This window comes from Microvirga arsenatis (assembly GCF_009910705.1).
GTDB classification, from domain to species: Bacteria; Pseudomonadota; Alphaproteobacteria; order Rhizobiales; family Beijerinckiaceae; genus Microvirga; species Microvirga arsenatis.
In genome coordinates, this window is sequence record NZ_JAAAXJ010000004.1 from 150,878 (window position 1) to 162,624 (window position 11,747).

At 68.0% G+C, this 11,747-nt stretch carries 8 protein-coding genes; all 8 read left to right on the plus strand.

Translation table 11 applies throughout. The features are described from left to right. Positions 1-5: 5 nt before the first annotated feature. The 8 genes from bcsN (at position 6) to GR303_RS09640 (ending at position 11,747) form a co-directional block, all read left to right on the plus strand. Positions 6-971, plus strand: a complete 966-nt coding sequence (gene bcsN, locus GR303_RS09605; RefSeq protein ID WP_161722150.1) for a cellulose biosynthesis protein BcsN — start codon at positions 6-8, stop codon at positions 969-971. Positions 972-1,135: 164 nt separating this feature from the next. Then, positions 1,136-3,331, plus strand: a complete 2,196-nt coding sequence (bcsA, locus tag GR303_RS09610; RefSeq protein ID WP_161722149.1) for a UDP-forming cellulose synthase catalytic subunit — start codon at positions 1,136-1,138, stop codon at positions 3,329-3,331. Between the two features lie 9 nt (positions 3,332-3,340). Then, the gene (locus GR303_RS09615) at positions 3,341-5,899 is read left to right on the plus strand and encodes a cellulose biosynthesis cyclic di-GMP-binding regulatory protein BcsB (protein ID WP_161722148.1); all 2,559 of its coding nucleotides are present in this window, start codon (positions 3,341-3,343) and stop codon (positions 5,897-5,899) included. Then, the gene (locus GR303_RS09620; RefSeq protein WP_161722147.1) at positions 5,896-6,993 is read left to right on the plus strand and encodes a glycosyl hydrolase family 8; all 1,098 of its coding nucleotides are present in this window, start codon (positions 5,896-5,898) and stop codon (positions 6,991-6,993) included. The genes GR303_RS09615 and GR303_RS09620 overlap by 4 nt, the downstream gene beginning before the upstream one ends. After that, positions 6,984-9,104: a tetratricopeptide repeat protein gene (locus tag GR303_RS09625; RefSeq protein ID WP_201751984.1), complete on the plus strand. Its 2,121-nt coding sequence runs from the start codon at positions 6,984-6,986 to the stop codon at positions 9,102-9,104. The genes GR303_RS09620 and GR303_RS09625 overlap by 10 nt, the downstream gene beginning before the upstream one ends. 101 nt (positions 9,105-9,205) lie before the next feature. Then, complete coding sequence (locus GR303_RS09630) at positions 9,206-9,712, plus strand: chemotaxis protein CheW (protein WP_161722146.1); 507 nt, start codon at positions 9,206-9,208, stop codon at positions 9,710-9,712. Beyond that, on the plus strand, positions 9,712-11,151 hold the full coding sequence (locus GR303_RS09635) for a CheR family methyltransferase (RefSeq protein ID WP_161722145.1): 1,440 nt from the start codon (positions 9,712-9,714) through the stop codon (positions 11,149-11,151). The genes GR303_RS09630 and GR303_RS09635 overlap by 1 nt, the downstream gene beginning before the upstream one ends. Before the next feature lie 2 nt (positions 11,152-11,153). Beyond that, positions 11,154-11,747: a chemotaxis protein CheW gene (locus GR303_RS09640; protein WP_161722144.1), complete on the plus strand. Its 594-nt coding sequence runs from the start codon at positions 11,154-11,156 to the stop codon at positions 11,745-11,747.

Genomic DNA, 11,747 nt, shown 5'->3' on the forward strand with positions numbered 1-11,747 from the left:
TCTCCATGCTTGCTTCGCTGCCACAGAACCGGATCAGCTTCGGCCGAAAGGCGACCGAAGCCTGCACCGCTTTGGGCTGGCGGCAAGGAAGCGGCCTCCGAAGAGCGCTCAATCTGGTCGCCGCAACCGTGGTTCTGATGGGCGCCTCGGCCTGCGCGGGCCCGTCGAGCCTGGACTATGCCACCCTGATGGCCGAGGTCCCGGCTACCCGGGCCATCATCGTGCCGCCTCCGGGCGGGCCGTCGGTCGTTGCCGTGCTGCAGCAGACCTACCAGAACGGGATCTCCCAGGAGATCGCCCTGTCCACGGCCTCCCTGACGACGGGGCAGAACGCCTTTTACGTGAGCCTGCTCAACAACGCCGCGAGCAACCCGGAAATCCCCGAGACCCTGTCGTTGCCCCCGCTCACCCCCGACAGGATCGAAAGGGAGATGGAGGAGCGCCTTCCCGGGGTCGAGATGCGCACCTCCCTCGTCTATGCGCAGAACAAGTTCGGCCCCTTCGGCTTTGCCACGGGACGCTCGGCGACGGGCGACCTGTGTCTCTACGCCTGGCAGCAGATCGAGCCCGGCGAACCGGCCCTGCTGGTGCCGGGCGGCGCCATCTCGGTTCGCCTGCGCCTGTGCGATGCGGATGCCACGGTCAATCAGCTGCTGCGGGTCTTCTACGGCTACACGATCGCAGCCTATTACCGCCAGGAGACCTGGAACCCCTACGGCAGGCCTCCCTCGCCGCCGCCCCAATTCGGCGAGATCGACGCGCCCATGTATCCGCTGGGCCTCGACGGCAATGGAACCGTGGTGCGCCGGCAGACCGTCATCACGCAGCCACGCAGGGCCACTCCCTCGGAGGAGGCTCCGCGCCGTCCGATCGACAAGGATACCGTTCTGCCGGGGGTTCCGGCACCTTCGGCCCCCGAGGCTGCTCCACCCAGCGGCTATCCTACGGTGCCGGCGCCACCAACCCAGTAATGGCCAAGTTTAAGCCCATTTCTGTTACTTAGTTTCATAGCATTGCATTTACTAATGTGACATTAGGCCTAAGCAACACTATCGATATATTAATAGACCTCGGCTAACCCTTGCACTAAAGCGGGCCGTATTCCGCAAAACCTTGAAGCCGAGAGCCAGGACAGATGCGAGCAGGTCTTATCGTGGCCTTTTGGGCTGTGGCGGCGATCCTGATCGTCTCGCTGGTCGCTCTGCCCATCAGCCTCCAGGCTCACCTCGTGGCAGGCCTCACCGTCGTGGCCTGCATGATCATCCTCAAGTTCTTCCGCGCCCGGGGCGTCTGGCGGCTGATCGCCCTGGCGCTCGGCACCGCCATCGTCCTGCGCTACGTCTTCTGGCGAACCACCAGCACCATCCCGCCGATCACCGAGGTCGCCAACTTCATCCCGGGCTTTCTGCTGTACCTCGCCGAGATGTACAGCGTCATGATGCTGTTCCTGAGCCTGTTCGTGGTGTCGAGCCCCCTGGGCTCGCGGAAGGCGCCCCAGGTGGACCCGCACAACCTACCGACCGTCGACGTCTTCGTGCCGAGCTACAACGAGAGCGCCGAGCTCCTGGCCACCACGCTGGCAGCCGCGAAGGCCATGACCTATCCGGCGGACAGGCTGACGGTCTGGCTTCTGGACGACGGCGGCACGGACGAGAAGTGCAACTCCCTCAACCCCATCACGGCCCAGCAGGCGCGCGAACGGCGCGCGGAGTTGCAGGCGCTGTGCGCCTCCCTCGAGGTCCGCTACCTGACCCGCGCCCGCAACCTTCACGCCAAGGCGGGCAACCTGAACAACGGCCTCGAGCATTCGACCGGCGACCTCGTCGCCGTCTTCGACGCGGATCACGCGCCGGCCCGGAACTTCCTCGCCGAGACGGTCGGGTACTTCATCACGGACAAGAACCTGTTTCTGGTCCAGACGCCTCACTTCTTCATCAACCCCGATCCCCTCGAGCGCAATCTCGGCACGTTCCACACCATGCCGTCGGAGAACGAGATGTTCTACGGCGTCATCCAGCGCGGCCTCGACAAGTGGAACGCAGCCTTCTTCTGCGGCTCGGCGGCCGTGCTCCGGCGCGAAGCCCTGCAGGAAACCAACGGCTTCAGCGGCATCAGCATCACCGAGGACTGCGAAACCGCCCTGGAGCTGCATTCGCGCGGCTGGACGAGCGTCTACGTGGACAAGCCCCTGATCGCCGGTCTGCAGCCCGACAGCTTTGCCAGCTTCATCGGCCAGCGCTCCCGCTGGGCGCAAGGAATGATGCAGATCCTGCGCTACAAGTTTCCGCCCCTGAAGCGGGGCCTGAAGCTGTCGCAGCGCCTGTGCTACATGTCCAGCACCCTGTTCTGGCTGTTCCCGTTCTCGCGGTTCTGCTTCCTCGTTTCGCCGCTGTGCTACCTGTTCTTCTCGCTGGAAATCTTCACTGCATCGGGAGGCGAGTTCCTCGCCTATACCTTCACCTACATGATGGTGAACTTCATGATGCAGAACTACCTGTTCGGCCGCTACCGCTGGCCGTGGATCTCGGATCTCTACGAGTACATCCAGACCCTCTACCTGCTGCCCGCGATCCTGTCCGTGATCGCCAACCCGAGCAAGCCGACCTTCAGGGTCACGTCGAAGAACGAGACGATGGACCAGAGCCGGGTCTCGGAACTCGGCAAGCCTTACTTCATCATCTTCGGCATCCTGGTCCTCGGCGTCATCGCCACGGGCGTGCGCGTGTGGGCGGAGCCCTACAAGGCCGATCTCACCCTGGTCACCGGCGCCTGGAACATCCTCAACCTCATCATCGCGGGCTGCGCCCTGGGCGTGGTGTCCGAGCGCGCCACGCGGCGCCAGAGCCACCGGGTCCGCGTCGAGCGCCCCTGCCAGTTCCGTGTCGGCGACGAGGTCGTCGAAGCGGTGCTCAGGGACGTGTCGGTGGGCGGCGCAAGGCTGCACGTGCCGCCCTCGGCCGAACCGGGTCTGAAGAAGGGGGCTGCGGGCACCCTTTCCTTCCAGCCTTTCGCGAACCTTCCCATCCAGCACCTGCCGGTGGAGATCCGGAAGGTGGGCATGGACGACGAGGGCCTGCTGCTCGGCTGCCGCTTCATGATCGAGAATCCCGAGCACCGGAAGATGATCGCGGATCTGGTCTTCGCCAATGCGGACCAGTGGAGCGAATTCCAGAGGAACCGCCACTACGATATCGGCGTCCTGCGCGGGACGATCTGGTTCTTCATGGTCGCCTTCTACCAGACCGGACGCGGGCTCTCCTACTTCTTCGGGCTGCAGCGGATCGGCAGTTCCCTGTCCCCGGCGCCCCCCGCCGCCGCGTCCGTCAAGTAGAGGTGCATCGTGCGTCGGGCTTCGATCCCCCTGCTGCTCGCCCTTGGCGCCCTGCATGCCCAGAGCGCCTTCGCCCAGGTCGCTCCCTTCAGCATGTCCCCGAGCGGGACGAGTGCGCCGACGACGCGAGCCTCGCCGACGACGGAGCCGCCGAAGCCGCCTTCGGCTCCGGCCGCGCCCCTCGATCTGCGTCAGCCCGGCACAGCACCTTCCCCCTCCGGCGCACCGCAATCCGCAGCACCGGGCGGCCCCTCCATGCCCTTCAGCATGGGCGCCCCGAAGCCGACTTCGGCCGCGCCCGCGGCTCCGTCGGGAGCCCCGGCATCGGCCAAGCCCTCAGGACCGGCCACGGCCGCGGCCGTGCGGAGCAATGTTCGGATCGAACGCCCGATCCTGCCTTTCGAGTCGGTCCGGCTGGAGGGCGAGACGGATGCGCGGTCCTGGACCTTCCACCTCACACAGGACGAGGCCTCGAGCGGCGCCACCCTGTCGGTCGGTTACAAGAACGCGGTGGTGGTCATGCCCGAGGGCTCGCGCCTGAGGATCGCCATCAACGGCGAATCCATCATCGACACGCCCATCTCCTCGCCCGGCGACATCAAGCGCGTGACGGCCTCTGTACGCCCCGGCCTCCTGCGTCCCGGGCAGAACATCATCCGCATGGAAGCCTTCCAGCGCCATCGGACCGACTGCACGATCAACGCCACCTACGAGCTCTGGACCGATGTGGATTCGGCCTCCACGAGGCTCACCTTCGCCGAGGGAGCGACCAAGACCCTGCGCAGCCTGGACGATCTCCCGGCGGTGGGCATCGACCATGCGGGCATGACCACGATCCGCGTGGTGGCGCCCAAGATCTACCGCCCCGAGATCCGTGACCGCCTGCTGCGCCTCGTCCAGCTCGTCGCCCTGCGCGGGCGCTACGCGCATCCGGTGATCCAGGTGATGGAGTCCGATCCCGGCCCCTCCCCCGTCGGGACGATCAAGGTGGCGATGGGGCTGACCGGAGAGTTGCGCGGCCTGGTGCCGGGCGTGCCCGATGCGGCGTCACAGCAGCCCCTGACCATGATGATGCAGGAGCCGGGCTCGACCCTGCTGGTGACCGGACCGACCTGGCAGGACCTCGACACGGCCATCGGCATCGTGGGGGCCCATGCCGTCAACTCCCTCAACGTCGAGCGCGGGCTCATCGACACCGCTTCCTGGCATTGGCCGGAGGTTCCGACCGCCTTCGGGCGCCAGTCGTTCCGTCTGGCCGACCTCGGCGTCGCAACGCAGGAGTTCTCCGGGCGCCGCCTGAAGGCCGGTTTCGCCATCAACCTCCCACCGGACTTCTATGCCACGGAATACGGCGAGGCGGTTCTTCACCTCGATGCGGCCTATACCGCCGCCGTCCGGCCGGGCAGCCATGTCAACGTCTTCGTCAACGGCATGATCAGCACGCGGATGACGATCACCGCCCAGGGCGACATCGTGCGCCGGCATACGATCAGGGTGCCGCTCAAGAACTTCAAGGCAGGGATCAACCGCATCACCCTTGAGGCTGCGCTGCTCACGGATGCGGATGAGCGCTGCGCGCCCGGCGAGACCCTCTCGGAGGCGAACCGCTTTGTGCTGTTCGACACCAGCACCCTCGAGTTCCCCGCCTACGGGCGGATCGGCCGCCTGCCGGATCTGGCCGTGCTCAGCGCCGGGCGCTTCCCCGACGACGAGATCCCGACGACCTTCGTCGTCGCGCGGCCCGACTCCCTGAACTACTCCGCCGCGGGCACGCTTCTCGCCCGCATGGCGCGCACCGCCGGCACCCCCGTGCGGGCGCAGTTCGCCAACGCGGCCTCCGCGAACGACGAGTCCGTTCTCTTCATCGGCGCGGTCGACCAGATCCCCGCGGGGATGCTCAACCGGGTGAGGGTGTCCGAGCACCTGCGCATGATCTGGCCCTCGACACCCGTCGCGGGGGACAAGGGCGCGCAGCAGGTCGCCAACGCCGCCTTCAGCCTTCCCTTGGCCCAGGCGGCTCCGGATCGGATGGCCGCCGCCTCGACCGACGAGGTGCGCAAGCGCTGGGCCGACACGTTCCAGCGGCAGGGGCTTCTGCAGCAGATCGCGGGGGCCGTGCAGGATTGGATGGAAAAAACCTTCAGCCTCTCGCTGTCATCCCTGTCGCTGGAGGAGCGTGTCGACGCGCCGTACGAGCCGCCGCAGCGCTCCTCCCTGCTCATGGCGCAGAGCCGGACGGAGACCTCCGGCGCCTGGACTCTGGTGACGGCCCGCACGGACCGGGCTCTTGCCGAAGAGATGGCCCGCCTCGCCGATCCGCTCCTGTGGTCCCAGGTGGCCGGACGCGCCATCGCGCTCGATCCGCGCGAGACGAAGCTGCAGATCGAGCCGATCAACGACTACCGCTTCGTCCAGACCCAGCCTTTCTCCCTGGGCAACTGGCGCCTGGTGGCCGCCAACTGGATGTCGGCCAACATCCTGCAATATGCCCTTGTGATGCTCGCGTGCTGCGCGTTCCTCGGCGTGGCGACCTATCTTCTCCTGAGCCGGCTGGGACGCCGGTCATGAGGGCCCGCCTGCCGCAATCCGCACGGTTCCTGCCATGGCTCGTCTCGGCCCTCCTGCTGTGGACCGGATCGATGGCGGCATCCCAAACCCTCTCGGTGCAGCCGCTCAGAGTCATCGGGAGCCTCCCCGCGACCGATTGGGAAGCCTATCGCTTCCGCTTCGTGGAGGACAACGGGCGGGTGGTCGACACGGCCAACGGCCAGATCAGCCACAGCGAGGGGCAGGGCTACGGACTGCTTCTCGCCCTCGCCGCGGCGGACCGGCGCTCCTTCGAGCAGATCTGGAACTTCACCTTCACCGAGCTTCTCATCCGCGACGATGGTCTTGCCGCATGGAAATGGGATCCGAACGGCAAGCCGCGGGTCACCGACCGCAACAACGCCACCGACGGCGACATCCTGATCGCCTATGCCCTGGCAAAGGCGGGCAGCGCCTGGCAGGAACCGCGCTACACGAAAGCCGCACAGAACCTCGCCCGGGCGATCGGGAAGAGCACCTTCGCCCGCAGCGGACGCTCCCTCGTCCTGCTGCCGGGCGCGCAGGGCTTCGGCTCCGGCGAACGCCCGGACGGCCCGGTCGTCAACCTGTCCTACTGGGTTTTCGAAGCCTTCCCCGTGCTCGCGGCTCTCGCGCCCGAGTACGAATGGGACCGGGTCTGGCGCGACGGCGTGCTGCTGCTCCAGCAGGCCACCTCGGGCCGCATCCGCCTTCCGGCCGATTGGATCTCCCTCGAGAACGGGCTGCAGCCCAAGCCAGCCGACGGCTTCCCTCCGGAGTTCGGTTACAACTCCTTAAGGATACCTCTTTACCTGTTGAGGGCAGGAATGACGGATCTGGAGTGGCTGAGAGCCCTCAAGCAGCGCTGGTCTGCCGAAAGCGAAGGGGTAGCCGTGGTCAACGTGGTCACCGGACAGGTTCGGGAGCGGCTGAACGACCGAGGCTACGGCATCCTGCCTGCGGCCCTGGCCTGTGCCCTCGAGGGAACGCCGGTTCCCGCGCCGCTGAGGGCCTTCGAGCCTGGCCACTACTATCCGTCCACGCTGCATCTCCTGGCGAAATCCTTGTTGGGTGAAAAATATCCGCAATGCGTCTAGTCGGCAGCGCCATCACGATTGCAGTCCTGATCCTGGGCTTTGCGGCGATTGCGCAGCAGACCGGCCCGGGAGGCACCCGGACGCCTGCCGAAACCCCGCCTCCGCCGACTCCCGGCTCGCCGCCGGCCGCTGGATCCCAACCTCAGGTCGATGAATCGGCCCTGCGCTATTTCGCATCCCAAGGCGACACCCGCCGCGTGAATGCCGAGATCGCGCGCCTGCGAGCGCTCTACCCGAACTGGACCCCTCCCAGCGACCTTTCCCAGCTCTCCGCCGGTGCAGCCGCGGCTCCCGACCCGATCGTCGAGCGGCTCTGGAACCTCTACCGGGAGGACCGGATCGCCGAGGTGCGGGCCGCCATCGCCGAGCGCCAGGCCTCCGACCCGAACTGGAAGCCGCCGGAGGAACTGGTGACGGCGCTTGAGACGGTCGAGGCCCGCCGCCGGCTGATCAACGCCTCCGACACCGGCCAGTGGCGGACGGTGCTCTCCGTGGCGACGGAATCCCCCAACCTCCTCACCTGCATGAACGTGGACGTGCTCTGGCGCGTCGCGGAAGCCTTCGCGCGCACGGACCAGCCGACCCGCACCCGGGACGTCTACACCTACATCCTGACGAACTGCTCCAACCCGGGCGAGCGGCTGGCGACCCTGCAGAAGGCCCTCACCCTCCTGCCGGAGCCGCAGGTGGCGGACCTGCTCCAGTTCGAGCGCAAGACCGGCGAGACGCCGGACGATTTCGGCTCGATCCGGGACGAGCTCGCCCGCCGCCGCGTCGAGCGCGCCTCCCTCGACAGCAAGACCATCGCTTCGGCCGAGGACCTCGCCGTGGTCGAGCGGCTGATCCGGAACACGAACGAGGCCGGCCCCGTCCTGATCCTCGGCTGGTACAACTTCCATCACGGGAACCCGGCCCGCGCCCTCGAGCTGTTCAAGACCGCCATCGACCGCAATGGCGGAACGAAGGCTGCGGAAGGCTACGCCATGTCCCTGCGGGCCCTGAACCGGCTCGCAGAGGCCGAGGCTTTCGCCTATGAGTGGCGCGAGCGTGCCCCCGAGAACATGAAGATCTATCTCGACGTGGCAACGGCCCTGCTGAGCCAGGATCCGCCGCCGCGCCTCGAGCCCCAGGTGGTGGCGCGAATCGTTCCGGTCGTGATGGCGCAGCGCTTCTCCGACGGGGCGCAGGCGCTCGGCTGGTACGCCTACAACACGGAGCAGATCCGCACCGCCCGGGACTGGTTCAGAACCGCCCTTACATGGAAGGCCGACGACGAGCCCTCCGCCTACGGCCTCGCCCTTTCCACGCAGCGCCTCAACGAGCGGGCCGCCTTCAACGCCGTCGTGGCCCAATGGCGCAACCGTTCGCAGCGCATTGCAGATTTGGCGGATGGGGTCGTCCCTGCCACCGCGAGGCAGCCCCTTGCGCCGCGCACCCTGGCGAGCACACCGGTCGAGACGGCCCCGACCCTGGTGCAGCCCCGCTCCACGCCCCGGCCGATGGCCGTCGAGCGCGTGGAGGTGGAGCAGCCCCTGCCCCGCACCGAACAGGCCGTGCGACGCCGGCAATCCGAGGCCCGCTCCGCTCTGGGGCGCAGCTGCGCCATGACGCAGAATCCGAACCGTCTGTCGGGTGACAGCGCCCTGACCCGCGGCTGGTGCCTCATGGAGATCAACCGTCCCTTGGAAGCCGTCGCCGCCTTCGACCAGGCGATGGCCACGGGCAGCAGCCGCGTCCGCGAGGAGGCGGCCTATGGCAAGTCCCTGGCCTATCTGCGCAAGAACCTGACGTCCCAGGCCGCCATTGCGGCGGCCGAAGCGCCGCAGACCCGTGCGCGCCAGGTGGAGCTGGGCGCCTCGATCCTGACCCAGCGGGCGCTGGCGGCCTATCGCGACAAACGCTACGTCGAGACCCTGCTCGCCTTGAGCGAACGGGCCCGCCTCGTTCCCGAGCAGAACGACCTGCTCCTGATCCGGGGCTGGTCCTACTACAATCTCGGCCAGTATGCCGACGCGGAGAAGGTCTTCCGCGCCGTTCAGCGGACGGGCTATTCCGAGGAGGCCAGCGCCGGGCTGAACGCCATCCGCGAGGCCGTCAGCCCGGTGAACTGATGGGCCGTTCGCGTCCGGCCGTTGCCGGATCGTCCCCATCTCCTATTTAAGTCCGGATGGGCGTCAGCCCCCTTCCCTCGTCCCCTCCCGCGACCGACGCCATGGCAAGCCTCGAGATCATCGTGTTCGACGTGTGCGGCATCGCCTGTGCCCTGCACCGGAGCGCCGTGCGCGAACTCCTGCCCCTGCCCCGGCTCTGGCGCCCCCCTGGCCTGCCGCGTCCCGTGGCGGGATTCCTCAATCTCGGGGGACAGGCGGTTCCGGTTCTCAGCCTCGCCGTTCTCTTCGGCCTCGAGGAGCGGCCGAGCGCAGGCGAGGCCGATCTCTACCGCCACCTGGTCGTCCTGCAGGGCCGGGCAGCGCCGGGGGTGCATGCCCTGCTGGTGGACCGGGTGCTGGACGTGACGGCGGTGGACGCCTCCCGGCTCTCCGCCGTCGCGCAGGCGGAAACCCTGAACGGCTGCGTCGAAGCCGAGGCCGCATGGGGCGGACGCCTCGTGCATCTGCTCTCGGCCGAGCGGATCCTGATGGCCGAGGAGCAGCAGGCTCTCGCCGAACTCGGGCGGCACGCCCAGAGCCGCCTCGGCGAGTGGGCGGTTCCGGCTTGATGGCCGCAGCCCCTCGGCCGGTTCCGTTGCTCGATGCAGGCTTTCCCCAGCTGAAAAGCCGCATCATCGAGCGCACGGGCCATTTCTACTACCAGGACAAGGACGACCTCCTGTGGGAGCGCGTGCGCAAGCGCCTGCGTGCCACGGGCCTGTCGGATTCCGGCGCGTATCTGAGCCGCCTGGAGGATCCGATCTCGGGCCCGGCGGAATGGAGCAGGCTGGAAGCCGAAATCACCATCGGCGAGACCTTCTTCTTCCGCTATGCCGAGCAGTTCTCGGCGCTGCGCGAGACGATCCTGCCCGAGATCATCGAAAGAAAGAGCGCGGTGCGGCGGCTGCGCATCTGGAGCGCCGGCTGCTCCACGGGCGCGGAGCCCTACTCGCTGGCCATCCTTGTAAGGGAACTGCTCGGCGAGAGCCTCGACGGCTGGCGCGTGAGCATTCTCGGCACCGACATCAACGACGGCTTTCTCAAGGCCGCCCGGCAGGCGCGCTTCGGGCCATGGGCGCTCCGGTCGATGCCGGACGCGGAGCGGCAGCGCTACTTCCTCGAGGCGGGCAAGGAGCAGTGGCAGGTGCGGCCGGAGTTTCGGGGACTGGTGCGCTTCGAGCGGCACAACCTGCTGAGCCTGCTCGATGGATCCTCGCCTCTCGAGCTCACCGAGTTCGATCTCATCCTGTGCCGCAACGTGCTGATCTACTTCCATCCCGACACGGTGGTGCAGATCGTGGGCGCCCTGCGCGACCGCCTCGTGCAGGACGGCTGGCTGCTCCTGGGCCATGCGGAGCCGAACCCGACCTTCTCGGCCATGATGCAGACGCTGAGCCTGCCCGGCACGGTGGCCTACCGCCGTGGGGACGCCGGCGCTGCCGCGGCTTCACCGGCGGCGGAGCCGCACCCTGCCGGGAGCGAGTGGAAGCCGCTGCTGCCCCCGGCCCGCCCGGAGCGGCCGGCGCGGAATCCGGCGCCACCGCGCTCCGCCAGGGCTGCACCGAAACCGCCGGCCCTTCCCGCTGCCCGGGAGCCGGGGGATTGGGTGGATGCGATCAGGCAACGGGCCAATGCGGGCGACTACGCCGCCGCTGCCGATCTCTGCCGGCGAGCATTGGCGGGCAACGCCCTGAACGCCGCCCTTCACTTCTACCACGGGCTCGTCCTGCAGGGCCTCGGGCAGATGGAGGAGGCTGAGAGGAGCTTTCTCAAGAGCATCTACCTCGATAAAAGCTTCGCCATGGCTCATTACCACCTTGGACTTCTGCTGCTCGCCGAGGGGCGATCCGGTCCCGGGCGGCGCGCGCTCACCAACGCGGCACAGATCGCCGCGGCCATGCCCGAGGAGCATGTTCTCGAGGAGGGCGACGGCGCCACGGCAGGGGACCTGCGCCGGCTCGTCCGCCTCCATCTCGAAACCGCGGCAAGATCCGGACGTGGAGGATGATCGTGACGAGGTCGACGCGCCGCAGGCTGAGGCAGATCGAGCAGATCAAGGTCCGTTCCGCCGAGGAGCGGATCCGGAGCATCCTCGACGAGCGAACGGAGCGCCTCGCGGCGCGGCAGAACGAGGCGGAACAGGCCGTCTCCCTGCCGCGGGCTCTGATCTGCGGCGCCGGCCACGAGCGCTTCGGCCTGCCGGTCGAGGCCGTCGCCGAGGTTCTGCCGGCCCAGAAATGCATGCCCGTGCCCGACGGGCCGCCGGCGCTGGTCGGCCTGTTCGGCCGCAAGGGACGACTGGTGAGCGTGATCGACCTCGCCCACGCCCTGGGCCTCGAGGCTGCGGCGGAGGACGAGAGCCAGCATTTCGTTCTGCTGCGGCGCGACCGACCGCAGGTGGCGCTGCGCGTCGAGCGCGCCCATGCCGTGGCCGACATCCTGCTCCTGACGAGCGGGGAGACGTCGGGCTTCCGATCCGATGCGGTGACTGGCTATGCCAGGACGCGGACCGGCAGCCCCGACGGGGAGCAAACCCTGTCCCTTCTCGATCTCGAGCGCCTCCTGCACCCTCTCCTGACTTCTTCCTCTGTTCCCGGAGTCTGA